At 55.9% G+C, this 22,514-nt stretch carries 23 protein-coding genes and 2 tRNA genes; 18 read left to right on the top strand and 7 right to left on the bottom strand.

Annotation, left to right across the window (positions count from 1 at the left end):
* Nucleotides 1-3: 3 nt before the first annotated feature.
* Nucleotides 4-972 carry an AAA family ATPase gene (locus tag NQF86_RS03920; RefSeq protein ID WP_266116283.1) on the bottom strand — a complete coding sequence of 323 codons (969 nt, stop codon included), beginning with the start codon at nt 970-972 and terminating at the stop codon, nt 4-6.
* A gap of 124 nt (nt 973-1,096) precedes the next feature.
* On the bottom strand, nt 1,097-1,708 hold the full coding sequence (locus tag NQF86_RS03915; RefSeq protein WP_266116462.1) for a J domain-containing protein: 612 nt from the start codon (nt 1,706-1,708) through the stop codon (nt 1,097-1,099).
* Nucleotides 1,709-1,833: 125 nt separating this feature from the next.
* Between NQF86_RS03915 and NQF86_RS03910 the strand changes: the two genes are divergently transcribed.
* Nucleotides 1,834-2,133: a BolA family protein gene (locus NQF86_RS03910; protein WP_266116282.1), complete on the top strand. Its 300-nt coding sequence runs from the start codon at nt 1,834-1,836 to the stop codon at nt 2,131-2,133.
* Nucleotides 2,130-2,777 carry a LolA family protein gene (locus NQF86_RS03905; RefSeq protein ID WP_266116281.1) on the top strand — a complete coding sequence of 216 codons (648 nt, stop codon included), beginning with the start codon at nt 2,130-2,132 and terminating at the stop codon, nt 2,775-2,777. The genes NQF86_RS03910 and NQF86_RS03905 overlap by 4 nt, the downstream gene beginning before the upstream one ends.
* A 3-nt stretch (nt 2,778-2,780) precedes the next feature.
* On the opposite strand, the gene lipB is transcribed toward NQF86_RS03905, so the two are convergent.
* Nucleotides 2,781-3,470 carry a lipoyl(octanoyl) transferase LipB gene (gene lipB, locus NQF86_RS03900; protein WP_407652850.1) on the bottom strand — a complete coding sequence of 230 codons (690 nt, stop codon included), beginning with the start codon at nt 3,468-3,470 and terminating at the stop codon, nt 2,781-2,783.
* 87 nt (nt 3,471-3,557) lie between these two features.
* On the opposite strand from lipB, the gene NQF86_RS03895 reads away from it, so the two are divergent.
* From NQF86_RS03895 to NQF86_RS03865, 7 genes are all read left to right on the top strand, one after another.
* A tRNA-Leu gene (locus NQF86_RS03895) sits at nt 3,558-3,644 on the top strand.
* Nucleotides 3,645-3,883: 239 nt separating this feature from the next.
* Nucleotides 3,884-4,753: a UTP--glucose-1-phosphate uridylyltransferase GalU gene (galU, locus tag NQF86_RS03890; protein WP_266116279.1), complete on the top strand. Its 870-nt coding sequence runs from the start codon at nt 3,884-3,886 to the stop codon at nt 4,751-4,753.
* A gap of 14 nt (nt 4,754-4,767) precedes the next feature.
* Nucleotides 4,768-6,177: a phosphoglucomutase/phosphomannomutase PgmG gene (gene pgmG / locus NQF86_RS03885; protein ID WP_266116278.1), complete on the top strand. Its 1,410-nt coding sequence runs from the start codon at nt 4,768-4,770 to the stop codon at nt 6,175-6,177.
* A complete protein-coding gene (locus NQF86_RS03880) occupies nt 6,152-6,934 on the top strand; it encodes a ComF family protein (RefSeq protein ID WP_266116277.1) in 783 nt (260 codons plus the stop codon). Before pgmG ends, NQF86_RS03880 begins: the two co-directional genes overlap by 26 nt.
* 28 nt (nt 6,935-6,962) lie before the next feature.
* Nucleotides 6,963-7,223, top strand: a complete 261-nt coding sequence (gene grxC / locus NQF86_RS03875) for a glutaredoxin 3 (protein ID WP_266116276.1) — start codon at nt 6,963-6,965, stop codon at nt 7,221-7,223.
* Nucleotides 7,210-7,686: a DUF2147 domain-containing protein gene (locus tag NQF86_RS03870; RefSeq protein ID WP_266116275.1), complete on the top strand. Its 477-nt coding sequence runs from the start codon at nt 7,210-7,212 to the stop codon at nt 7,684-7,686. Before grxC ends, NQF86_RS03870 begins: the two co-directional genes overlap by 14 nt.
* A gap of 121 nt (nt 7,687-7,807) precedes the next feature.
* Entirely contained in the window at nt 7,808-9,049 is a 1,242-nt protein-coding gene (locus NQF86_RS03865) for a lactonase family protein (protein WP_266116274.1), read from the top strand.
* Between the two features lie 72 nt (nt 9,050-9,121).
* On the opposite strand, the gene ubiG is transcribed toward NQF86_RS03865, so the two are convergent.
* Nucleotides 9,122-9,886, bottom strand: a complete 765-nt coding sequence (ubiG, locus tag NQF86_RS03860) for a bifunctional 2-polyprenyl-6-hydroxyphenol methylase/3-demethylubiquinol 3-O-methyltransferase UbiG (protein ID WP_266116273.1) — start codon at nt 9,884-9,886, stop codon at nt 9,122-9,124.
* Between the two features lie 126 nt (nt 9,887-10,012).
* Here ubiG and NQF86_RS03855 point away from each other — a divergent pair, with 126 nt between their 5' ends.
* The 6 genes from NQF86_RS03855 to prfA all read left to right on the top strand — a co-directional run bounded on the left by NQF86_RS03855 (nt 10,013) and on the right by prfA (nt 17,154).
* Nucleotides 10,013-11,323, top strand: a complete 1,311-nt coding sequence (locus tag NQF86_RS03855) for an aspartate kinase (RefSeq protein WP_407652849.1) — start codon at nt 10,013-10,015, stop codon at nt 11,321-11,323.
* Nucleotides 11,320-12,366 carry an NAD(P)H-dependent flavin oxidoreductase gene (locus NQF86_RS03850; protein ID WP_266116271.1) on the top strand — a complete coding sequence of 349 codons (1,047 nt, stop codon included), beginning with the start codon at nt 11,320-11,322 and terminating at the stop codon, nt 12,364-12,366. Before NQF86_RS03855 ends, NQF86_RS03850 begins: the two co-directional genes overlap by 4 nt.
* 70 nt (nt 12,367-12,436) lie before the next feature.
* On the top strand, nt 12,437-13,636 hold the full coding sequence (locus NQF86_RS03845; RefSeq protein ID WP_266116270.1) for a RodZ domain-containing protein: 1,200 nt from the start codon (nt 12,437-12,439) through the stop codon (nt 13,634-13,636).
* Between the two features lie 76 nt (nt 13,637-13,712).
* Nucleotides 13,713-14,834, top strand: a complete 1,122-nt coding sequence (gene ispG, locus NQF86_RS03840) for a flavodoxin-dependent (E)-4-hydroxy-3-methylbut-2-enyl-diphosphate synthase (protein ID WP_266116269.1) — start codon at nt 13,713-13,715, stop codon at nt 14,832-14,834.
* Nucleotides 14,834-16,084, top strand: a complete 1,251-nt coding sequence (gene hisS, locus NQF86_RS03835) for a histidine--tRNA ligase (RefSeq protein WP_266116268.1) — start codon at nt 14,834-14,836, stop codon at nt 16,082-16,084. Before ispG ends, hisS begins: the two co-directional genes overlap by 1 nt.
* The gene (prfA, locus tag NQF86_RS03830; RefSeq protein ID WP_266116267.1) at nt 16,081-17,154 is read left to right on the top strand and encodes a peptide chain release factor 1; all 1,074 of its coding nucleotides are present in this window, start codon (nt 16,081-16,083) and stop codon (nt 17,152-17,154) included. Before hisS ends, prfA begins: the two co-directional genes overlap by 4 nt.
* Before the next feature lie 21 nt (nt 17,155-17,175).
* Here prfA and NQF86_RS03825 read toward each other — a convergent pair whose 3' ends face one another.
* Nucleotides 17,176-17,664, bottom strand: coding sequence for a hypothetical protein (locus tag NQF86_RS03825; protein WP_266116266.1), 489 nt, complete (start codon nt 17,662-17,664; stop codon nt 17,176-17,178).
* A gap of 48 nt (nt 17,665-17,712) precedes the next feature.
* On the opposite strand from NQF86_RS03825, the gene prmC reads away from it, so the two are divergent.
* Nucleotides 17,713-18,552: a peptide chain release factor N(5)-glutamine methyltransferase gene (gene prmC, locus NQF86_RS03820; RefSeq protein ID WP_266116265.1), complete on the top strand. Its 840-nt coding sequence runs from the start codon at nt 17,713-17,715 to the stop codon at nt 18,550-18,552.
* Between the two features lie 199 nt (nt 18,553-18,751).
* The gene (locus NQF86_RS03815; protein WP_266116264.1) at nt 18,752-19,219 is read left to right on the top strand and encodes a DUF4167 domain-containing protein; all 468 of its coding nucleotides are present in this window, start codon (nt 18,752-18,754) and stop codon (nt 19,217-19,219) included.
* Between the two features lie 177 nt (nt 19,220-19,396).
* Here the strand turns inward: NQF86_RS03815 and NQF86_RS03810 are convergent.
* Nucleotides 19,397-19,471, bottom strand: a tRNA-Met gene (locus NQF86_RS03810).
* Nucleotides 19,472-19,656: 185 nt separating this feature from the next.
* Between NQF86_RS03810 and NQF86_RS03805 the strand changes: the two genes are divergently transcribed.
* The gene (locus NQF86_RS03805; RefSeq protein WP_266116263.1) at nt 19,657-20,865 is read left to right on the top strand and encodes a mechanosensitive ion channel family protein; all 1,209 of its coding nucleotides are present in this window, start codon (nt 19,657-19,659) and stop codon (nt 20,863-20,865) included.
* Nucleotides 20,866-20,881: 16 nt separating this feature from the next.
* On the opposite strand, the gene NQF86_RS03800 is transcribed toward NQF86_RS03805, so the two are convergent.
* Nucleotides 20,882-22,417, bottom strand: coding sequence for an APC family permease (locus NQF86_RS03800; protein WP_266116262.1), 1,536 nt, complete (start codon nt 22,415-22,417; stop codon nt 20,882-20,884).
* Nucleotides 22,418-22,514: the final 97 nt, after the last annotated feature.

The following is a 22,514-nucleotide window of genomic DNA, read 5'->3' as shown; positions in this document are numbered from 1 at the left end:
ACCTTAACCCAGCGGTGAGGCGTTGAAGCAGCGCTGATAATATTCAGCCACGATGCTGCGCTCGGCTTCATCACATTTATTGAGGAAGCTCAGACGGAAGGCGAACGGCACATCGTTGAAGATTGTGATGTTCTCGGCCCATGAGAGAACTGTTCGGGGGGAGATGACGGTGGAAATGTCACCATTCATGAAGCCCGCACGGCTCAGGTCCGCCAGCTCCACCATCTGGCCGATGAGTGTGGCATCCAGAGCATCGCCCATCTTGGCTTTGATGATGCGGATTTCCTGCTCCTTGGGCAGATAGTTCAGGGAGGTGACGATGTTCCAGCGGTCCATCTGGCCCTGATTGATCTGCTGCGTACCATGATACAGCCCGGTCGTATCGCCCAGCCCAACCGTATTGGCTGTGGCGAACAGGCGGAAGGATGGGTGAGGATGGATAACACGGTTCTGATCCAGAAGGGTCAGGGCACCGTTAGCCTCCAGAACACGCTGAATAACGAACATGACATCCGGCCGCCCGGCATCATATTCATCAAAGATCAGGCTGCACGGATTCTGAAGGCACCATGGCAGGAGACCTTCACGGAATTCTGTGACCTGCTTGCCGTCTTCCAGCGTGATGGCATCCTTACCGATGAGGTCGATACGGGAAATGTGGCTGTCCAGATTGATGCGGACACAGGGCCAGTTCAGCCGCGCGGCGATCTGGTCGATGTGGGAGGATTTTCCTGTCCCGTGGAAGCCCTGCACCAGCACACGGCGGTTATGCATGAAACCGGCCAGAATGGCCCGGGTCGTATCCCGGTCGAACTGGTAGGCGGGGTCAATCTCAGGAACATGGTCTGTCTTCTGGGACCAGACAGGGACTTCAAGGTCCAGTTCCAGCCCGAACAGCTCCCGCGCGGGCTTCAGGCTGTCAGGTGTCTGGGGGAGAACCTCGGAAAGGGACTGTGTGGAAGGGAGAGCCATGACATGATTCCTGTCATTGAAAGAGTGATGTGGAAGACTGAAGATATGTCCATCTTATTAAGGACTCTACAGGTACGATTACATAAACCCTGAAAGATGGGAAGATGCGGGAAAGGCAAAACAGCTATCCAGCACTGGCTGTTTCCTGCTCCATGCTGTTGGCAAAATGATCGCGCAGCGTGGCATAGGCTGTGCCGATCACCTTGAAGCGTTCTTCAGCCCGTGGATCGTCCTGATTGGCATCAGGATGATAGCGGCGGGCCAGCACACGATAGCGGGTCTTGATGACCTCAATGGTGGTCGGCCATTCCAGATTAAGCTGTGCCAGAGGTTCCCGCAGAGCGGCCGGGGCGTGGCGGCGTGTTTCAGCTTCCCGTGAGGGGCGGGCTTTGTGGCCTCTGAGAATATCCAGCGGGTCATGCAGATCATCCAGTGTGAAGGAGGATCGTGCAGAATCGTGGCCCGGTGTCCCCATCTTCCATGAGGGGCGCTGCCATGACGTATCTTCCCGCAGGTGCCGCTCGATCTGCCCCGGTGTCATGCCCCGGTAATAGTCCCAGTTGGCATTGTATTGGCGGACATGCTCCAGACAGAACCAGTAATAGCTGCGCAGATTATCCCGTCCACGAGGGGCACGATAGCCGGCGGGCTGGTCGCAGTCCGGGTGGTCGCAACATTGCTGGGGAGCGTCCGGGTCTGGCGCGAAGGCTTTATGTCTGGATGGTTTGCGTTGCATAATGGACGATATGGGGAGAGGTCTGGCATGGATGCAAGCATCCTTTCTCATGAGGAGAAAAGATTCCTGTTATGAATGTGACAGACAGAACCTGTGACCCCGTGGGCAAGCATGGAAGAGACGCAATGAAAAGAGCCGACCGTATGAAAGCAGTGCTGGAGGAGGCGCTGAATCCTTCCGTGCTGGAAATCCGGGATGACAGCGCCCGGCACAGCCATCATGTCGCCATGCGGACAGCCTCGCAGGAGAGCCGAGGGCCCGAACAGGCAGGTGAGACCCATTATCACCTTTATGTGGTCAGCCAGCGCTTTGATGGGATGAAAAGTCTGGAGCGGCATAGACTCGTCCATGACCTTCTGGCAGCGGAGTTCAGGACGGGGCTTCATGCCTTATCTCTGACCCTGAAAGGGGAGAATCAGGCGTGAAAAACGGACAGTTTCTGAAACGTCTTGCAGGTGGCTTTCTGCTTTGGGGTGGTGTGATTGCTGGCCCGGTGGTTGGGCTTGGCCTCTCAGGCTGTGCCACATCTGGGTATGACCATCTTGCCACGGCTGATCGGCATGACATCCATCGGGCCGAGAGCTATCTGAATGGGCTGAAATCCCTTCAGGCGTCCTTTGTGCAGGATGGTCCAGCTCAGCAGCAGGGTGATGGCCGATTTACCTATGCGCCGGGCCGTTTTGAGATGGTGTATGAGGTACCTCATGCCATGCGGGCTGTGGCACGGGATGGTCGCCTTGTCCTGCGGAACGCTGATGATGGTGCGGTGACGCATTTGTCCCTCAAGCGTAATCCGCTGGGTCTTTTGCTGCGTCATCCCATCGGGTTTGAGAAAGAGGTGCAGGTCACCAAAGTCTCCCGTGGTGCTGAATCCCTCCAGATTTCCGTAGCGGAAGCCGACAATCCCTCCCAGGGCCTGTTGACGCTTCAGTTCTCTGACGTGCATGGTAAGCTGACCTTGGTGGGCATACAGGGTGTTGATGCCCGTCATCATCATTTCGGGCTTTCTCTGTTTGATGTGCAGGAGAATCAGCCCGTATCCGAGAGCAGCTTTACCTTGCCAGAGTGAGGGTCAGGAGTCTGTCTGACGGGTCACGGGGCCAAAGAGGGTCGTCCAGCTTTTGAGGAGAGCGGCATCGGCATCATCCATGCTCAAGGTGGGGTTGAAGCGTTGCAGACTGGTGACGCCGTAATCTCGGATGCCGCAGGGGATGATGCCGTCAAAATCGCTGAGTGAGGGCGATACGTTCAGCGAAATACCGTGCCAGCTGACCCAGCGTGTGACACGGATGCCAAGAGCGGCGATCTTGGCTTCCAGTCCGCTCTGGCCATCAAAGCACCAGACGCCGATCCGTCCCTCCCGGGTGAAGGCATCTATATTCATGGCTTGCAGGCTCATAATGAGCCAGCGCTCCAGCATCTGCACGAAGGCCCGTACGTCCCGTGCAGGTAGAGGGCCATGCGGACGTGTGAGATCCAGCATGACATAGGCGATACGTTGACCGGGACCGTGATAGGTCCATTGGCCACCTCGTCCAGCCTCGAAGGTTGGGTAATTGTGTGGGTTGATGAGGTCTTCCGGTTTGGCAGACGTGCCGGCTGTGTAGAGAGGGGGGTGTTCTGTCAGCCAAAGGCGCTGGGGGGCCTGCTTCTGATGAATGGCTTCCACCTGTTGGCGCATGAAATCCAGAGCATCGGGGTAGGGGCAGAGCTTTTTGTCTTCCTGCCAGATAATTTCTTCATAAAACTGTGTCATGACCATTGCCCTCTCTGTTTCGATGGGCTATAGGCCATTTCACCGAAGCGGTCACGCCTCAGAAATGAGGAAAAAGAGACTGCTTGTCACGGAGCGGCCGTGGCGGAATGGTAGACGCGCAAGCTTGAGGTGCTTGTGGGGGATAACCCCGTGGAAGTTCGAGTCTTCTCGGCCGCACCATACTTTCCTTAGAGTAGTATGGCTAAAGCATGGCAGTAGTCATGTTACATTGATTTCATGAAAAAATACGTTTGATGCTAGGACACCACCTCATATTAGGGTGGTATTTGTATTGCAATTTCCCTTATATAAGGGGCTGCTTAATGGGGTGGCCAGATTATATCCTGCTGGCACGTCTGAATTGAAGAAAGAACTCTGTCGCTGATACTGGACAGGGTACGGATCTAGAGAGAGTTGAGATGATCAAGCCATTAAAGAAAGCCGTTTTGCCTGTCGCTGGTTTGGGGACACGCTTCCTGCCCGCAACGAAGGCTATGCCGAAAGAAATGTTGCCAGTGGTGGATAAGCCTCTGATCCAGTATGCCATTGATGAAGCGCGTGAGGCCGGGATTGAGGAGTTCTGCCTCGTCACGGCTCGCGGTAAAGATAATCTGATTGATTATTTTGACGTGGCATACGAGCTTGAGACAACGCTGCGTGAGCGTGGCAAGACGTCTGCCATTCAGGCGTTGGAGAGCAGCAGCGTCAAGGCGGGGTCACTTGTGGCTGTTCGCCAGCAGAATCCTCTGGGGCTGGGGCATGCCATCTGGTGCGCCCGTAGCTTTATTGGGGATGATCCTTTCGCCATTCTTCTGCCGGATGATATCGTTAAGGGCGGGCGTAGCTGCGTAGCCCAGCTGGCTGATGTCTATCATCAGACAGGCGGTAATGTAGTTGCCGTTGATGAAGTTCCTCATGACTGGACAGATCGCTACGGTGTTCTGGAAATCGGTGAGGATGATGGGCGTAAGGTTGAGGTGAAAGGGCTTGTCGAGAAGCCTGCACCAGAAGATGCACCGTCCAATCTGGCGATCATTGGCCGTTATGTGCTGACAGCCGATGTTCTCAAGCCTCTTTCCGCCCTGAAGAAAGGTGTGGGTGGCGAAGTGCAGTTGACGGATGCCATGGCCGAGATGATCGGGAAGGTACCCTTCCATGGTCTGCGTTATGAAGGCACACGTTTTGACTGTGGCAGCAAGTTGGGCTTCCTTGAGGCACAAGTGGCTCTGGCGCTGGAGCGTCATGATCTGGCCGATGACGTGCGTGCTTTCCTGAAGAAATACGTCTGAGAGGGAGAAACGTCATGACGGGATTCAGACATCATTTTGAGCCGACAAGCCTGCGTGAGTATGACATTCGCGGCATTGTAGGGAAGACCCTTCATCCTGAAGATGCCTATGCGCTGGGACGTGTCTTTGCGAGCATGATCCGCCGGGATGGCGGCAGTGTTGTGACCGTAGGGTATGATGGTCGCTTGTCTTCTCCAGCACTGGAAGAAGCGCTTGTCCGTGGTGCTGTTGATTCTGGCGTGACGGTTCGCCGTGTTGGGCGTGGCCCGACCCCCATGCTCTATTATGCTGCTGTTATGGGCAAGTCTGACGGGGCCATTATGGTGACGGGAAGCCATAACCCGCCTGATCATAATGGCTTCAAGATGATGTTGAAGGGCAAGCCTTTCTTTGGTGAGCAGATTCGTGAAATCGGACGTCTCGCCGAAGCGGGTGATGTTGTTCCCAAGGCAGAGGGCAAGATTGAGACGCTTGACCCTTCAGAGGCTTATATCGAGCGTCTGCTTCAGGATTATGACGGTGAGAGACCGCTCAAGGTTGTGTGGGATAATGGCAACTCTGCTGCGGGTGAAGTTCTTTCCCGTCTGGTGAAGAAGCTGCCGGGTGAGCATACAGTTCTGTATCCTGAGATTGACGGGACCTTCCCCAATCATCACCCCGATCCGACTGTTGAGGGAAATCTTCAGGACCTGATCAAGGCGGTCCGGGAGAAGAAGGCTGATGTTGGCGTGGCCTTTGATGGTGATGCTGACCGTGTCGGTATTGTGGATGGCAAGGGTGAGATTCTCTGGGGGGACCAGATTCTTGTTCTGCTGGCCCGTGACGTGCTGAAGAAGCATCCGGGGGCAACCATCATTGCGGACGTCAAAGCCAGTCAGGTGCTGTTTGACGAAGTCGGCAAGGCCGGTGGTACGCCTCTGATGTGGCGGACAGGGCACTCACTCATCAAGAGCAAGATGGCAGAAACATCGTCTCCGCTTGCGGGCGAAATGTCAGGACACATTTTCTTTGCCGACAAATGGTACGGCTTTGATGATGCACTTTATGGTGCTATCCGCATTCTGGGCATTGTAGCCCGTCTGCCGGGTACACTGGCTGAGATGCGTGAGGCTCTGCCTCGCATGGTCAACACGCCGGAGCTGCGTTTCCCCTGTGATGACGTACGGAAGTTTGATGTCATCAAGGAAGTGGCTGAGCGCCTGAAGAAAGAGGGGGCTGATGTGTCCTCCGTGGATGGCGTTCGGGTGAATACGGCTGATGGCTGGTGGCTGCTTCGTGCTTCCAATACGCAGGCCGTTTTAGTCGGGCGGATTGAAGCACAATCTCATGAAGGGCTGGCCCGCCTGAAGGCTGCTTTCATCAGTCAGCTGGAAGCATCTGGTCTGGAAGCGCCAGATTTTGAGGCTGCTGCCGCTGGGCATTAAGGGTCTTCCTACGGGGAAAAGCCTTCTGAAAAGACTGGGGCGGAGCGTGCTGAACTGGCTCGTTCCGCCTAGCTGTATCTCCTGTGGTGAGGATATTGCCTCTCAGGGGGGTATATTATGCGGAGCCTGCTTTGCCGGGCTCCGTTTTGTTCACGCACCTTTCTGTGATGCTTGTGCCCTGCCCATAACGTATGATGACGTTGCCGAGCGGGGGTACCTCTGTCTAGAGTGCGAGTTTCATCCCCCTTTATGGCATAGGGGGCGCGCTGCGTTTCTTTATGAAGGGCAGGCCCGCCGCCTCATCATGGGGCTGAAATATGGTGACCGGACAGAACATGCGGCTATTCTGGCTCGTTTCATGGCGCAGGCGGGGCAGGACATATTGAAGCCTGATGCGTTGTTGGTCCCTGTGCCTGTTCATCGCTGGCGACTGTGGCAGCGGGGTTATAATCAGGCCGCTCTCATGGCGAAAATCTTGTCTCGCAATACAGGCGTAGCCTGTTGCTTGGATGGTCTGTATCGGCGCTCCAGAACGGCCGCATTAGCGGGCCTTTCTCGTCAGGGGCGGCGTAAGCAGGTTGCAGGTACGATAGATATACAGCCCCGCCATGGTGATACCCTGCGTGGGAAATCCGTCATTCTGGTGGATGATATTCTAACGACAGGCGCTACGGCAGAAGCCTGTGCAAAAGCATTACTTGAGAATGGATGCGTTTCGGTTGATATTCTTGTGGGGGCCCGGGTAACACTTTCTTAAAAGCCTGCGGCCAGAACAGGAGTATTTTATGGCAAAAGTTGAAATCTACACACAGCCCGGTTGCCCATACTGCGTTCGGGCCATCAGCCTCCTTCAGTCCAAGGACGTGGCATTTGAGGAAATCAATGCCCCTCGTGGATCAGCAGAACGGAATACAGCCTGTGAGCGTTCAGGTGGTGGCACAACCGTTCCGCAGATTTTTATTGATGGTAAGGCCGTAGGGGGATGCAGTGAGCTCATGCAGCTGGAGCAGGATGGTCAGCTCGATGCCCTTCTTGGTCGCAAGTAAAAAGCGCTTCCTTGCAGCTTTTCTGGGGGTTGGGGCACTGCTGTCTGTAGTCCCGGCACAGGCGCAGACACGGTCTTCTGATATGGAAGGGACCTGGATTGTGCAGGAGAAAGACGGTGTCTTTCATATTGCTCCTTGTCCCTCGGAGTCTGATCGTCTTTGCGGGTGGCTGATTGGCATGGCCTATACTGATGCGGAGCCGGAAAAGGACTATCGTGGGGTTTCAGAGTGCGGGATGGAGATCATCAGCAGCATGAAGCGCCGCAAAAATGGTCATTGGCATGGGAAGGTTTTAGACCCTCGGACAGGCCGTTCCTACCATGCGAATATGTGGCTGGCAGAGGACGGTACATTGAAGCTGCGTGGCTATGTTGGTTTGGCGTTGTTCGGTGAAACACAGACATGGAGCCGTATCGCTAACCCCACTATTGGCGAACGGTGCCGGATGAAGCGGGGCGGCTAGTATCGTTTCCGTTTTTCATGAAGTGACGAATGTATCTTATGCAGAACGGATTTTTTTGGTAATTCCGTTTCAGTATTCTACCCGGGTCCGGGTGGGTGAAGTTGAAGGAGAGTCGTACGTTATGTCACAGAATCTTTCCCGGCGTCAGTTTGCACTGGGGATTGCCGGACTGGGAGCAGCCACGGCCCTGTCACCCCTGAGGTCTGCCCGGGCAGAGAATGAGCCGCTGCCTCGTATTCTGTGTTTTGTTGGTGGCTATACAGAGCACGGCCCCCCGGGTGGAGCTGGTAACGGCAAAGGGATTGCCGTGTTCGAGATGGATCGTAGCACTGGCTTCCTGACGCCGGTGACGACCTTCATGGATATTCCCAGCCCGTCCTTTATTACTCTGAGCCGTAATCGCAAGTTCCTTTACGCTCTGAGTGAGATCAACGACTATGACAAGGCTGGTAGTGGCTCTGTCACGGCGTTTGCTGTCGATACCCGTAACGGGGCGCTGGCCAAGATCAATACGGTCAGTTCCGGCGGGGCTGTGCCGGCTCATCTGAGCGTGCATCCGTCCGGCAAGTATCTGCTGGTTGCTAACTATATGGGTGGCAGCGTAGCCGTTCTGCCGATTCATGCGGATGGTTCGCTCGGTAAGGCAACGGATATCGTCCATAATTCCGGTCCGAAACGGCCGGAACGTGCCGCTGACAATCCGGAAGGCAATTTCGCCGTTTCCGACCATTCTGGCGCACATCCGCACATGATCGCCACTGATCCGAGCGGCACTTTCGTACTGGTGGATGATGCCGGGCTGGACCGGGTTTATGTCTGGAAGCTGGACCTGACGACAGGCAAGCTCATTCCAGCGCAGAAGCCGTTCTACGAGATGGAACCGGGGTCTGCACCGCGGCATTTCGTGTTCGATCACACGGGGCGGGTGCTGTATAACCTGTGTGAACAGAACTCTAAGGTTGTGGTATCCAAGTTCGATCCGCAGACAGGTGCCATTACGCAGATTCAGTCTGTCAGCACGGTGACATCGCATTTCCGTGGCTCCACACTGGCTGCTGAAATCCTTATCGCTGAGAGCGGGCGCTTCGTGTACGTCTCTAACCGTCTGGGTGACTCTCTGGCGGTCTTCTCTGTCGGTGTTGATGGAACGCTGACGCTGGAAGATGAGGTCTGGATGCATGCCGATTACGGCCGTGCCATGATGTTCGACCCGAGCGGGACGTTCCTGTTCTGTGCCAATCAGCGCTCTGACTCTGTTACGGCATTCCGTGTGGATCGTGAGACAGGCAAGCCCGTCTTCACCAACCACTTCACGGCTGTTGGCAGCCCGACAACCTTTGCCTTTATGGTGGCTGATTCCTGATGGAATAAAGGTTGTTGTCATTCTGACAGAAAGAAAAGGCGCCCGTTCGTGGCGCCTTTTCTATTTCAGACATCAGTTTTTCTGAAAGAGCGCAATATAGTTGATGCTCGTATCGTGGCTTTTCCGCCAGTGCGGTGGACGATAGGAGAGGCCCTTGAGGTCCAGAAGGCGTAGGTCTGCCTGTCGGGCCATGGTGTCCAGCTCTCCGGGACGGATGAACTTCTTCCAGTCATGGGTACCAATAGGCAGAAGCCGCAGGACATATTCTGCGCCCAGCTTGGCCATCAGAAAGGAGCGCAGGCTGCGGTCCATGGTGGAGATGGCAACATACCCACCCGGTTTTGTCAGTCCCGCCAGTAGAGAAACGAAGACGTGCGGGTCTCGCACATGTTCGATGATCTCCAGAGCGGAAACGACATCAAACTGCTTCCCTTCACTGAGGAGAGTTTCCGCATTTCCGCACAGATAATGCAGGGGCGCCGCATGAAGCGGGAGAGGATGCAGCTTCATGTGCGCTTCAGCAGCTCGTATGCCGTCTTCACTGGCATCAACGCCAAGTGTGTCAAACCCCAGAGTGGCGAAGCGTTCACTGGCCAGTCCGGCACCGCAGCCGATATCCAGCAGGGTCGGCGGGGCCTCCTTCTGAAAGAGTGAGGGCGGCAGGCGCTTGACGATCCATGACGTCCGAAGGGGATTCATGGCATGGAGCGGTGCCATGGGGCCTTTGGGGTTCCACCAGTCTCTGGCGAGGGCACCAAACTGGTTGATCTCGGCGTCTATGACAGAGGAGGTTTCTGTCTCTGGCACGTTCGATGATGATGGTGATGAAACAGACATTCTGACGCTCCTCCCGGCTTTCGTGGTGCTTTTCTGCCATGTTGCGGCTAGACGTGAAAGGGCAGGAGAGCTATGTGAGACGGATATTTATGCAATGCTAGCCTTATTGTTGGAGCTTTCTCCCAGATGTCCATGCTCGACTGTCCGGATGACACAGTGCGATCCGTTGATGATGTTTTTTCAGGTCGGGCGACCCCACGTACGGTTGTAATGAAATTTGGCGGTACTTCCGTCAAGGATCTGGACCGCATCCGTATTGTGGCGGAAAAGGTGAAGAAGGAGAGGGCCAGAGGGCAGCGTGTTGCTGTGGTTGTGTCTGCCATGTCAGGCGTGACGAATCAGATGGTGGAATATTGCCGCAATCTGGATGCACAGGCCGACCCTGCCGAGTATGACGCTGTTGTGGCCTCTGGTGAGCAGGTGACGAGCGGTTTGTTGGCTATCGCTCTGGGGGCACTGGGTGTCCCGGCACGGTCTTTCCAGGGGTGGCAGATACCGCTGCGCACGGATGAATCTCATGGCTGCGCCGCCATTGAAGACGTTGATGGTCATGCACTGCGTGAATGCATGGATCGGGGTGTTGTGCCTGTGATCGCCGGTTTCCAGGGTGTTGATGCACAGGGGCGTATCGCTACGCTGGGCCGTGGCGGGTCGGATACGTCTGCCGTGGCGTTGGCTGCGGCCATCCGGGCGGATCAGTGCGACATCTACACGGATGTGGATGGCATCTACACGACAGACCCTCGCATTGTGAAGCAGGCCCGCCGCCTTGACCGGATCACATATGAGGAAATGCTGGAGCTGGCATCAGTCGGTGCCAAGGTTCTTCAGACCCGCAGCGTGGGGCTGGCCATGCGGGAGAAGGTACATGTCCGTGTTCTGTCTTCTTTTGTGGAGACGGATGACAGCAGCGGAACCATTGTAGTGGATGAGGACGAAAGCGTGGAAAAGAAGCTGGTGACAGGTATTGCATACTCCATGGATGATGCGAAGATCACCATCCGGCACGTGCCTGATGAGCCCGGTATCGCCGCAAGAATATTCGAGCCTCTGTCTGCTGCTGGGCTGAATGTGGATATGATTGTGCAGAGCATCGGCGTGGATCGCAGCACGAATATGACCTTTACCGTCAGCAAGGGTGATGAAGCCAGAGCCTGTCAGATTCTGGAGGAGATGCGCCCCGAGATCGGTTATGGCGATCTGGATATGTCTCACAATGTTGCCAAAATTAGCGTGGTAGGAGTGGGGATGCGGTCCAACACGGGCGTGGCCACGACCATGTTCCGTACGCTGGCGGAAAAAGGTATCAATATTCAGGTGATTTCTACGAGCGAAATTAAGATTTCTGTTCTGATTGATGCGGAATATATGGAGCTGGCCATGCGGGCGCTACATACAGCCTACGGGCTTGATGCATCTGAAGGAGCGCAAGCATGAGTGATGTAACGAACGCACGGGCAACGCTGGATCAGCTCTGGAAGCCGGGCTGCGATTTTCTGGGGAGCCGCTACGCCATTCTGGGCGGAGCGATGTCATGGGTGAGCGAGCGGAATCTCGTATCAGCCATTTCCAATGCGGGTGGTTTTGGTGTGATCGCCTGCGGGGCGATGGAACCGGAACGCCTTGAGGAAGAAATTGTCGCCACGCAGGCGCTGACGGACAAGCCGTTCGGCGTTAATCTTATCACCATGCACCCTAAGTTGGATGCGCTGGTGGATGTGTGCTTGGCGCATAAGGTGCAGCATGTCGTGCTGGCAGGTGGTGTGCCGACTGGTGCCACCATTCGGCGCGTGCGCGACGGTGGTGCCCGTGTCATGGGGTTTGCGCCGGCTCTTGCTCTGGGTAAGCGTCTCGTCAAGCTGGGTATTGAAGCGCTGGTGATTGAAGGCTCCGAGGCTGGTGGGCATGTCGGGCCTGTGTCCTTGAATGTGCTGGCTCAGGAAATCCTGCCTAACATCACGGAAGTCCCCGTATTCGTTGCTGGTGGACTTGGCCGTGGTGATGCCGTTCTGTCCTATCTGGAGCAGGGCGCCGCTGGTGGGCAGTTTGGGACGGTTTTTGCGGCCTCCAAGGAGAGCATTGCTCATGAGCGCTTCAAGGAAGCGTTCCGCCGTGGCAATGCTCGTGATGCTGTGATGTCCGTGCAGCTGGATGAGCGTTTCCCGGTTATTCCGGTGCGTGGTCTGAGCAATGCGGCAACCCGTCACTTTATGAAGCATCAGGCTGATGTGATTGAGCGTTTCCGCAAGGGTGAGATCGAGCGGGAAGCTGCGCAGCTGGAGATTGAACATTTCTGGGCTGGGGCGCTGAAGCGTGCTGTCATTGAAGGTGATGTGGAAAACGGTTCCATGATGGCCGGGCAGTCTGTTGGTATGGTGAAGGAGATCCGTCCTGTGGCAGACATCATTTCAACTCTGGTGGATCAGGCTGTGGAGGCATTGCAGAGGCGTGAGCGCCGCATTCATTCAAAGAGCGCCTGATAATAGCCGGTTCTGAGCCTTGGAGGGCGATGGTGCCGGTGTAATAGCTTGTTAAGGGAAGGGGGGTGTCATGACAGAAGATAAAACGGGGCTGGGTGCGGCCAGTCAGTCATCTGCAACTCTTGGCGCCCGCCTGATGGCTCGGCGCAAGGCTCTGGGCTGGAGTCTGGAGGAGGTTGAGGCTCATCTCAAGATGCGCCGCTCGACCCTTCAGGCCATTGAAGGCGAACGCTATTCAGAGCTGCCCGACAAGGTATATGCTCTGGGCTTCATTAAGAGCTATGCCCGTTTTCTGGGGTTGGATGCGGATGAAATTGTCCAGCAGGCGAACAGGGAGCTGTCGTCTCTGGTCCCTAAGAAGCAGACGGTCCGCCTTGACCTCCCTGGCCCTCAGGAGGAGCGTTCGGTAGGGCTGTGGATTTTGCTTGGTGTTGGTCTGGTTGTCATTATTGGTGGCTATGTGGGGTGGTATCATTTCTCCTCGCATGGGCGTCTGGCATCTTCCATTCTTCCTTCGCATCTGGCCGGTAATGTTGAAACTCCGGCTGCATCGGGCCCTGCTGTGCCTACACAAGCACCTGCATCATCCACACAGCCAGATGGACAGGTGGCAGAGCAGCAGGCCGCAGCTCCTGCCCAAGCACAGGCGGTCAGCACGCAGGAAACGGCACCGAAGGTGGATGATGCGCAGAAGGATGTTCCTGACCTGCCACCGGCTCCGGAACCTGTTGCGCCATCTTCAGCGCCGGCCATGCCGTCTGCCGAAGATTCTGCGTCTGTCGATGGTCATGCCACGTCCGATCATCCTGCCGATCTTCCCGCTGCGACTGAGCCTTCCTCCACGCAGGAGGCTGTTTCGGCACCAGCTCCAGAGGCCGTAAAACCAGCAGAAACCCAACAGTCCACCCAGACGGTACCGCCTGCTGCTCCGGCTCAGGAGGCAGGGGATAGTGTGAGCATTCTGGCTCGTGAAGATAGTTGGGTTCAGGTGACGGATGCTGCGGGGAAAGTGCAGCTCATCCGTGTTCTCAAGAAGGGTGAAGTCTGGCAGGGGGCTGCCGGGGAGACGTACCATGTTACCAGTGGCAATGCCGGGGGTGTTGTTTTTCAGGCCGGTAATGTTGTAAGCGCACCCTTGGGGCTGCGTGGCCGGGTTGTCCGCAATCTGACAGTAGATGCGGCATCGGTGGAACAGGGTCATTATGGCTATGGTGCTCTCGCTACCGAGGCAGCACCAGCACCGGGAACGGCAGATAAGCGCAGCCAGTAAATTTCTGTGACCGTTCGGCAGGCGGCGGTCACGTTTTATCATGGGTCAGAACAGTCAGGGCCCGGAGAGGTTATTGATGAGCAGTTTACGTCCCTATCAGCATATTGAGCGCCGTAAATCACGGAAGATCTATGTTGGTAATGTTGCCGTTGGTGGTGATGCGCCGGTCTCGGTGCAGACCATGACCAACACGCTGACAACGGATATTGAAGGTACGATTGCTCAGATCCGCAAGGCCGAAATGGCTGGTGTGGATATTGTCCGTGTGTCCTGCCCTGATGAGGGTAGCACAAAGGCCCTGAAGACCATTGTTGAGGAAGTTAATGCGCCAATCGTGGCGGATATTCACTTCCATTATAAACGAGCCATTGAGGCCGCTGCCGCTGGTGCCGCCTGCCTGCGTATCAATCCGGGTAATATCGGCAGTGCTGATCGTGTTCGTGAGGTCGTCAAAGCGGCTCGTGACCATGGCTGTTCCATCCGTATTGGTGTGAATGCCGGGTCTCTGGAACGTCACCTTCTGGAGAAATATGGCGAACCGAAGCCGGAAGCTCTGGTGGAAAGTGCACTGGAGCATGCAAAGATTCTTGAGGATCATGATTTCCATGAGTTCAAGATCAGCGTGAAGGCTTCTGACGTGTTCATGGCTGTGGAAGCTTACAAACAGCTCGCTGCCTGCTGTGACCATCCGCTGCATATCGGCATAACTGAAGCCGGGTCCAAACGGGCTGGGACTGTAAAGTCCGCTCTGGGGCTGGGTAATCTTCTCTGGGCTGGTGTGGGTGATACGATGCGTGTCTCTCTCTCTGCCCCTCCGGAAGAAGAAGTGCTGGTGGGCTGGGATATTCTCAAGTCTCTCGGCCTGCGTCACCGCGGCGTGAAGATCATTTCCTGTCCATCCTGCGCCCGTCAGGGCTTCAATGTGGTGGATACGGTCCAGACGTTGGAAGATCGCCTCCAGCACATCAAGACACCACTGACGCTTTCCATCATTGGCTGTGTGGTTAATGGTCCGGGTGAGGCCCTGATGACCGACATCGGCGTGACGGGTGGTGGTTCTGGCCGTCACATGGTCTATGCGGCTGGCAAGCAGGATCATACCATGCCCGCCGAGAACATGATCGAGCATATCGTGGAGCTGGTGGAGGCCCGTGTGGCCGCCATTGAGGCTGGAACAGTCGAGAAGGCTGCTCACTGATGGCCCGCTTCCAGCCGCCACGGGGTACGAAAGACCTGCTGGGCGAGGATATGCGCCGTCATCAGCAGGTTATCGGAACAGGTAAGGCCGTTTTTCGCCGTTACGGGTTCAGCCAGTGGGCAACGCCCATCTTTGAGGACACGCATGTTTTTGCCCGGTCTTTGGGTGAAAGCTCAGATGTTGTCTCCAAGGAGATGTACACGTTCGAGGATCGGGGTGGAGAGAGTCTGACCCTACGTCCAGAAGGGACGGCAGGCGTGGCTCGTGCACTGGTCTCTAATGCTCTGACGCAGGCCCTGCCGCAGAAGATCTTCTATACTGGCCCCATGTTCCGGTATGAACGGCCACAGAAGGGACGCTTCCGGCAGTTCCACCAGATCGGTGCAGAGCTGATCGGTGCGGAAAGCGCCTTCCGTGATGCTGAAATCATCGCCATGGCACGGGATTTTCTGGTGTCCCTTGGGCTGGGTGAGGACCTTACGCTTGAGCTGAATACGCTGGGGGATAAGGCCAGCCGCATGGCGTGGCGTGAGGCTCTGGTGGCCTATTTCCGTCAGCATGAGGACCGTCTTTCAGAAGACAGCCGTTCACGGCTTGAGATCAATCCGTTGCGGATTCTGGATAGCAAGGCAGAGCAGGACAGGGCGCTTCTGGCTGATGCGCCGGCTTTTGATGATTACCTCAATGACGAATCTCGTACATTCTGGAATGAGCTGAAGGCAGCGTTGAAGGCTTTTGGCGTTTCCTTTGTGGAAAATCCCCGGATCGTCCGTGGACTGGATTATTACAGCCATACCGTGTTCGAGTTTGTTACGGATAAGCTGGGCGCACAGGGGACTGTGCTGGCCGGTGGCCGTTATGAGGGGCTCGTGGAGGAGATGGGTGGCCCTGCCGTCCCATGCATTGGTTGGGCAGCGGGTGTTGAACGTCTCGCTGCGCTGATTGATGCGCCCGCTGCGGATGTCAGTGATGTGGCCATCCTGCCCATGGGTGAGGCCGCTCTGCTTAAGGCGGCTTCCGTTTCTCGTATGCTGCGGGATAGCGGACTGTCTGTCTCCATCGAGACACGGGGGAACATGAAGAAGCGTATGGACCGCATCGTGCAGTCCGGTGCTTCTCACGTTCTTTTCCTTGGTGATGATGATCTGGCACGGGATGTCGTGCAGTTGCGCCATCTGGCCACACGGGAGCAGGAAGAAGTAGCGCTGGCGGATATTGTGGCTGTGCTGGAGCGTGCCCGGACCTCATGAGCGCTGCGATTGAGCATAAGCTGGAGCAGATCATTGCCCGCTTTGAGGAAATGCAGGCCTTGATGGCGTCTGGTGAGATGGGTGGAGATGACTTTGCCCGTCTCTCACGGGATTATGCAGCTATGGAAAAGCCCGTGGCTGCTATCCGGGCATGGCAGGCGGCACAGAAACGGCAGAAGGATGCTCAGGCCCTGTTAAAGGACCCTGAGATGAAGGAGCTGGCCCAGCTTGAGCTCGATGAGGTCGAGGCTGAAATGCCCGCTCTGGAACAAGCCATGCAGTTGGCGCTTCTGCCCCGTGATGATGCTGATGAACGCAGTGCCATTCTGGAAGTCCGCCCCGCTGCCGGTGGTGATGAAGCCGCTCTGTTTGCGGCAGAACTGTTCGAGGCTTATCGCCGTTTTGCGGAAAATAACGGTTGGCGTTTTGAAGTCATGTCCCTGACGGAAAGTGAGCTTTCCGGCATTCGGGAAGGGATGGCCACGATTACAGGGCGGGGCGTATTTGCCCGCTTCAAATATGAATCTGGTGTGCATCGGGTTCAGCGCGTTCCGGCTACGGAGAGTCAGGGGCGTATTCACACTTCTACGGTGACGGTGGCCGTGCTGCCAGAAGCGGAAGAAGTCGATGTGCAGGTGAATGAAGAAGACCTGCGGATTGATGTTTATCGGGCATCTGGCGCCGGTGGTCAGCATGTCAATAAGACGGAAAGTGCCGTGCGTATCACGCATCTGCCAACGGGTGTTGTTGTGGCTATGCAGGAGGAAAAAAGCCAGCATCGCAACAAGGCGAAGGCCATGCAGATTCTCCGTGCCCGTCTTTATGAAGCCGAACGTCAGAAGGCACATGATAGCCGGGCAGCGGATCGTAAATCACAGGTCGGGACGGGGGACCGTTCCGAGCGGATACGGACATATAATTTCCCACAGGGGCGTGTCACGGATCACCGTATCAATCTGACACTTTATAAAATTGCTCAGGTTATGGGGGGCGAGTTTGACGAGATCGTCAATGCCCTGACCCATCATGAACAGATGGCTCTACTGGCGGAAGAAATTGGCCGCTCCTGAAGGGCGGCCAGTTCATTTAAGTCAGCTGTTGGAGGAGATACAGCGGGAAGATGCCCCGTTGTGATGCTCGGCGGCAGAGGGATCATTTTCATCAAGCAGGAAAAAATCCTTGAAAGTGTCACTGCCGACAGCCTCATAATAATGGCCGTCTGGGCTGTGAAGCACACCTTCACCACTGACATTACGGGTCTCAGGATGGCCATTCTGCATCACGGTAATGGTGCCGCAGAGGCTATAGGGAATATCCACTCGCCCTAGAGGAATAGGGATAGTGGCGGTATCATCCGCATGTGCCAGATCAAGATGGAAGGTTGCGGCGAGTTGGCCGTTCAGATACAGGCGTGACGATTCCGAGAGTTCATCGGGAGCACGGCCATCATGAACCGTGAAACTCCCGCCCGTTGGTCCATCTGGCATGGGGCCGATGGTTTCACCTCTTGCGGCAGGCATCAGCACCAGGCTGAAACTGAGCGGAACAAGCAGAGAACGTACGAAACGGGATATGGTCATGTCTGGTCTTCCCGGAAGGATGAAAGCGGCAGATCAGGAATAACGTCTATGCGTAAAATAACTCTTTTGAAACAGGCCAGAGAAAGACTTTTTCAGGCTGGCATCGAAGATGCTGCTTTCGAGGCTAATCTTCTGCTTTGTTGGGCCTGCGGCTGTACTCGAATGGAGCTGTTGCAGCGTGACATAATCCCTGATGGCTCCGTGGAGAAGTTCCAGATGGCCATTCAGAGGCGCAGTGCACGGGAGCCAGTTGCTTTCATCATCGGAGAGCAGGGATTCTGGACGCTGGACCTCCATGTGTCGCCCGAAACGCTGATTCCACGAGGTGATAGTGAGACCTTGTTGGAGGCTCTGCTGCATCATAGGCCAGATCGTCAGGCGGTCCGTTCCGTGTTGGACCTGGGGACGGGGACAGGGTGCCTGTTATTGGCAGCACTTACGGAATATCCGCAGGCTTGGGGGCTGGGTGTGGATGTTGCACCGGGGGCGGCCGCTCTGGCCCGCCGCAATGCCCGCCGTAACGGTCTTTCCGAGCGGACGGCTTTTGTAGCAGGAGATTGGGCCACGGCGATCAGGGGACAGTTTGATGTTGTTCTCTCCAACCCGCCTTATATTGAACATGCGGACATGGCTCATCTGATGCCGGATGTGGTGGAGTATGAACCACACCGGGCGCTGGATGGTGGGGATGATGGTCTGGTGGCCTATCGGATTCTGTGCAGAAGCCTTCCTCATCTGCTTTCGGAAACAGGATGCGCCGTGTTGGAGCTGGGTGTGGGGCAGGAGAAAGCCGTAACGGCTCTGGCCGAAGCAGCGGGGCTGAAGGTGCTGGAATGCAGGAAAGACCTTGGTGGTGTGGGGCGTGCTCTGGTCCTTGCCTTTTCTTAGGAAAGCAGTTGGCTTATGGGGTGATGCCTGATAGATTACAGTGGAAAATACAGGGGATGGGCAGCGTATTGCGATGGGCTGTCGGCTGTGGCAGACATTCTGTTTCCTCTGGAAGTGATGTTTCTTCAGATAGTGATGAGAAGAAACGGCAGGCTGGCTGCTGAGAGCGCCATTGTGACAAGATTGCAGGTTTGAAAATATGAAGCGAATGAGGAACCGTCATCATCGTTCAGGCGGCGGTGGAGGAGCATCCCGTGGCAATAATGGCCAGATTCCTCTAAACCGGAACCATGTTTTTGAGAGTAACGGGCCAGACCTGCGCATTCGTGGCACAGCCCAGCAGCTTTTTGAGAAATATCTCCAGCTTGGTCGTGATGCGACAGGGACCGGGGACCGAGTGCAGGCTGAGGCTTATTTTCAGCATGCCGAGCACTATTTCCGTATGCTCAATGCCATGAATCAGGCTGCTCAGGCTGCTCAGCAGGAGCGTGCCGAACGGCAGCGTAATTATGAGCAGGCCAAGCAGGAACGCCGCGAATCACGGGAGCGCCGTGGCGAGCAGGAAGATGAGGAGATGTCTCCTCCTGTTAGCGAGCGCCGCCCAGCCGAGCGCAGACGGCGGACCGAAGAACGGGATGAAGACGTAGAACAGGACAGCGAGGACTGAGACGCTTCAGGTATGGACAGGCTGGCTTATGTCAGCCTGTTTTTTTGTCGGCTCGGTGCGTTGGAATGAGGGAACACATGCCCGTGCAGTGAGCCAAGACGACATAAGGCCGACCTGTGCTGTTTAGCTTCAGCATATGTTTTATATTGTATGGGGGGATGTATCGGAAAGGAAAGATGGTAGCGGTGGACGGATTTGAACCGCCGACCAAGGGATTATGATTCCCCTGCTCTACCACTGAGCTACACCGCCATGATATCCTGAAAAGCTTTCGCCTTCCGATGGGTGTGATGTTTATGGCAGTTGGGCAGGGAAGTCAACAGGGGTGAAGGCGTATCTTCATGTTTTTTCGTTCTTTTCTATTCCCTTCCTGTGGCGGGGCTGTCATTTTCGGCCAGAGAGAGTCCATGCCTTAAAAGTTCGGGGGGTTATCCCTTTTGTCTCAGCATTTCACCAGTATCCTGTTTGCATTCAGCAGCGCATTATCATGGCTGCCACCGGCGCTTGTTTCTATCCTGATGCTCGTCATCGTTGGGTTGACGGCGTTTTATGCGGGACACGGGGCTAGTGCACTGATTTTGCGCATTCCCGGTACACGCAGCGGGGCCATGATTCGCAATACGGTCAGTGCGTTGCGGCGCCCCATGCAGATCATGGTTACGCTCTTGACGCTGCTGGCGGCACTTCCAGCGGCTACGGGATTTTCCTATGAGCAGGAACAGGATTTGCGGCTGTTTTTCTTCTTCCTGCTGATCCTGGTTCTGGGATTCTCGATCATCACCATGTTCCGCCTGATGTCGGAGGCGTATCTCAATCGTCTGGCACGGCTGGATTATGCGGATGATATCATGGCCCGTGCCCATCAGACGCAGATCAAGGTGTTGCGGCGGCTGGGAGAAATCCTGATCGGGCTTGTGACGGTGGCTTCGGCTCTGATGCTGTTTCCGTCCGTTAAACAATATGGTGTGTCACTCTTTGCTTCTGCGGGTGCGGCATCGTTGATTGTCGGTCTGTCTGCCCGTGGGCTGCTGACAAATCTGATTGCCGGTGTGCAGATCGCCATAACACAGCCTATTCGTATGGAAGATCTGGTCGTCATCAATGGGGACTGGTGCTGGGTAGAGGAAATTACGGCTACCTATGTGGTTTTGCGTGTCTGGGACTGGCGGCGCCATATCGTGCCTATTTCCTACTTCCTTGAGAACCGCTTCGAAAACTGGACGCATAATTCGGCGGCCATTACGGGCGTGGTGTTTCTCTGGCTGGATTATGATGCACCTATGGATGAAATCCGGGACATGCTGAGGGATATTGTGAGGAGCTGCCCGCTCTGGGATGGTAAGGTGTTTGATGCTCAGGTGTCTGACTGCACCGATCAGGCCATGTCTGTTCGTGTGATCGCCAGTGCCCGTAATGCCATGCAGAGCTGGGACCTCCGGTGTGATATTCGGGAAAAAGCTATTGCCCGTATTCGGAAGGATTTTCCCCAGGCGCTGCCACGCCGGCGTGTTGCTTTTGTCTCACCTGAGACCGGGGAAAAGCTTGATATGGCTGATCCCGATACCATGTTGTCTCCTCCGGTGCATCGTCCGCCGCCGGGCAGTTATATGGGCCCCGGCAGCGTGAGCGATAGCAGGAAGAAGTAGGACGCTTCCCCCTTGTTCAGTCTCTGGACTGGGGGGCCATGCGGGAATTGTGATAGCCGTAAAAGCGATATGTCAGGGCACCGATCAGAAAATAGGTGACCAGCAGGATCACAGGCACTGGATTACCGCCTAGCAGAGCATGGATCATGTTGAACAGCAGCGGCAAAATCATGATGAGGCAGAAGATGATGCCCAGAACTGGCGTAACGCCGATCCAGAAGCCACGGATGCGGAAGCCACCCAGTGGCACGCTGAAGGGGCGCTTCGTATCGGCGGCGTAGTTGCGCTGCCAGATGACGGTGAAGCAGACCATGGCGAAGGCCAGTGCCGTGCCGAGTGAAACAAGGTCGCTGATGATGTCGATGGGCAGCGTTGCCGTCATCAGGGCAATGATGGCCCCCATGATGAACGTACCCCGTGCCGGTGTGCGGTAGCGGGTGTGAATCTTGCTGAAGACGGCAGGGATCAGCCCATCACGTCCTGTTGTTAGCAGGATGCGGGATTGCCCGTACATGAGTCCCAGAAGAACGGAAGACAGACCAATAGTTGCCCCGCCATTCACGAGCAGTGCCAGCCATGGCTTGCCCATGGCCTGCGTGGCTATGGCGAGCGGGTCCGCTACGTTCAGCTTACCATAGGGAACGATTCCGAGCAGGACAGCGGCCACGGCAACATAAATCAGTGTGCAGATGAGCAGACTGCCAATGATGCCGATCGGAATATCACGGGTTGGATTACGGGCTTCTGATGAAGCTGTTGAAACAGCCTCGAACCCACCATAGGCGAAGAAGATGATGGAGGCAGCCCGGAAGATGCCCGCTACACCAAAATGGAAATGTTCCTGTGCGGGCGGGATGAATGGGAACCAGTTAGCCGGGTTAATATAACCAATCCCGATGATAAGAAAGAGGAACAGGACGCCAATTTTCAGGGCAACGACCAGTGAATTAAAGCGGGCAGATTCCTCCACACCACGGGCCAGAAGGGCCGTAACGAGCAGAACGGACACAAAGCCGATCAGGTCCAGTCGCCATCCTGCCGTCAGGGCTGTCCCTTCGGAACCAGGAACGGGCTGGAGGCTCGTCTGGGTCAGCCAAAGGGGCAGGTGGATGTTAAAAATACCCAGTAGAGAGTTCATGTAGCCAGAAAGGCCAGCCGCTACAGCCGTGCAGGAAATGCCATATTCAAGCAGCATCAGCCAGCTGACATTCCACGCTGCCCGCTCTCCCATGGAAATATAGGCGTAGGAATAGGAAGACCCCGAAACGGGGAAGGTCGAGGAGAGTTCACCATAACAGAAGGCGGTGAACAGGCAGGCCGCCGCCGCCACGAGGAAGGAGAGCAGCACGGCAGGCCCTGCATATTCAGCCGCCGCTGTGCCGGTCATCACATAGACGCCCGCTCCAACAGTTGTCCCAACCCCCATGAGTAGCAGCTGTGTTGCTGTCAGGCTTCTTTTCAGCGTGACGGAATCATTTTCCGCCGTGATCTGGTGCATGGTTTTGCGGCGTGGATCACGGCGTTTCGGGGAAGGAGAGGAACGTTTACGCATAAAGACGATGGATCATCCAGAAATAAACAGCATACGGACGGGGGAAAGAGAGCCTCATGGACATCTTCTGAGCAGCCATATGAGAGGCTAAGGGGCC

It is taken from the genome of Bombella pluederhausensis, assembly GCF_026385525.1.
Classification (GTDB): Bacteria; Pseudomonadota; Alphaproteobacteria; order Acetobacterales; family Acetobacteraceae; genus Bombella; species Bombella pluederhausensis.
Note: the sequence above shows the minus strand (reverse complement) of the source record. Positions and strands in the feature narration are given on the sequence as shown.

Coding starts and splice junctions, on each gene's coding strand:
- hisS (WP_266116268.1), top strand. CDS start 14,834: ATGGCCCGCTTCCAGCCGCCACGGGGTACGAAAGACCTGCTGGGCGAG.
- NQF86_RS03920 (WP_266116283.1), bottom strand. CDS start 972: ATGGCTCTCCCTTCCACACAGTCCCTTTCCGAGGTTCTCCCCCAGACA.
- pgmG (WP_266116278.1), top strand. CDS start 4,768: ATGACGGGATTCAGACATCATTTTGAGCCGACAAGCCTGCGTGAGTAT.
- NQF86_RS03865 (WP_266116274.1), top strand. CDS start 7,808: ATGTCACAGAATCTTTCCCGGCGTCAGTTTGCACTGGGGATTGCCGGA.
- NQF86_RS03815 (WP_266116264.1), top strand. CDS start 18,752: ATGAAGCGAATGAGGAACCGTCATCATCGTTCAGGCGGCGGTGGAGGA.
- prfA (WP_266116267.1), top strand. CDS start 16,081: ATGAGCGCTGCGATTGAGCATAAGCTGGAGCAGATCATTGCCCGCTTT.
- NQF86_RS03845 (WP_266116270.1), top strand. CDS start 12,437: ATGACAGAAGATAAAACGGGGCTGGGTGCGGCCAGTCAGTCATCTGCA.
- ispG (WP_266116269.1), top strand. CDS start 13,713: ATGAGCAGTTTACGTCCCTATCAGCATATTGAGCGCCGTAAATCACGG.
- NQF86_RS03800 (WP_266116262.1), bottom strand. CDS start 22,417: ATGCGTAAACGTTCCTCTCCTTCCCCGAAACGCCGTGATCCACGCCGC.
- NQF86_RS03855 (WP_407652849.1), top strand. CDS start 10,013: ATGTCCATGCTCGACTGTCCGGATGACACAGTGCGATCCGTTGATGAT.
- lipB (WP_407652850.1), bottom strand. CDS start 3,470: ATGGTCATGACACAGTTTTATGAAGAAATTATCTGGCAGGAAGACAAA.
- prmC (WP_266116265.1), top strand. CDS start 17,713: ATGCGTAAAATAACTCTTTTGAAACAGGCCAGAGAAAGACTTTTTCAG.
- galU (WP_266116279.1), top strand. CDS start 3,884: ATGATCAAGCCATTAAAGAAAGCCGTTTTGCCTGTCGCTGGTTTGGGG.
- NQF86_RS03825 (WP_266116266.1), bottom strand. CDS start 17,664: ATGACCATATCCCGTTTCGTACGTTCTCTGCTTGTTCCGCTCAGTTTC.
- ubiG (WP_266116273.1), bottom strand. CDS start 9,886: ATGTCTGTTTCATCACCATCATCATCGAACGTGCCAGAGACAGAAACC.
- grxC (WP_266116276.1), top strand. CDS start 6,963: ATGGCAAAAGTTGAAATCTACACACAGCCCGGTTGCCCATACTGCGTT.
- NQF86_RS03915 (WP_266116462.1), bottom strand. CDS start 1,708: ATGCAACGCAAACCATCCAGACATAAAGCCTTCGCGCCAGACCCGGAC.
- NQF86_RS03850 (WP_266116271.1), top strand. CDS start 11,320: ATGAGTGATGTAACGAACGCACGGGCAACGCTGGATCAGCTCTGGAAG.
- NQF86_RS03910 (WP_266116282.1), top strand. CDS start 1,834: ATGAAAAGAGCCGACCGTATGAAAGCAGTGCTGGAGGAGGCGCTGAAT.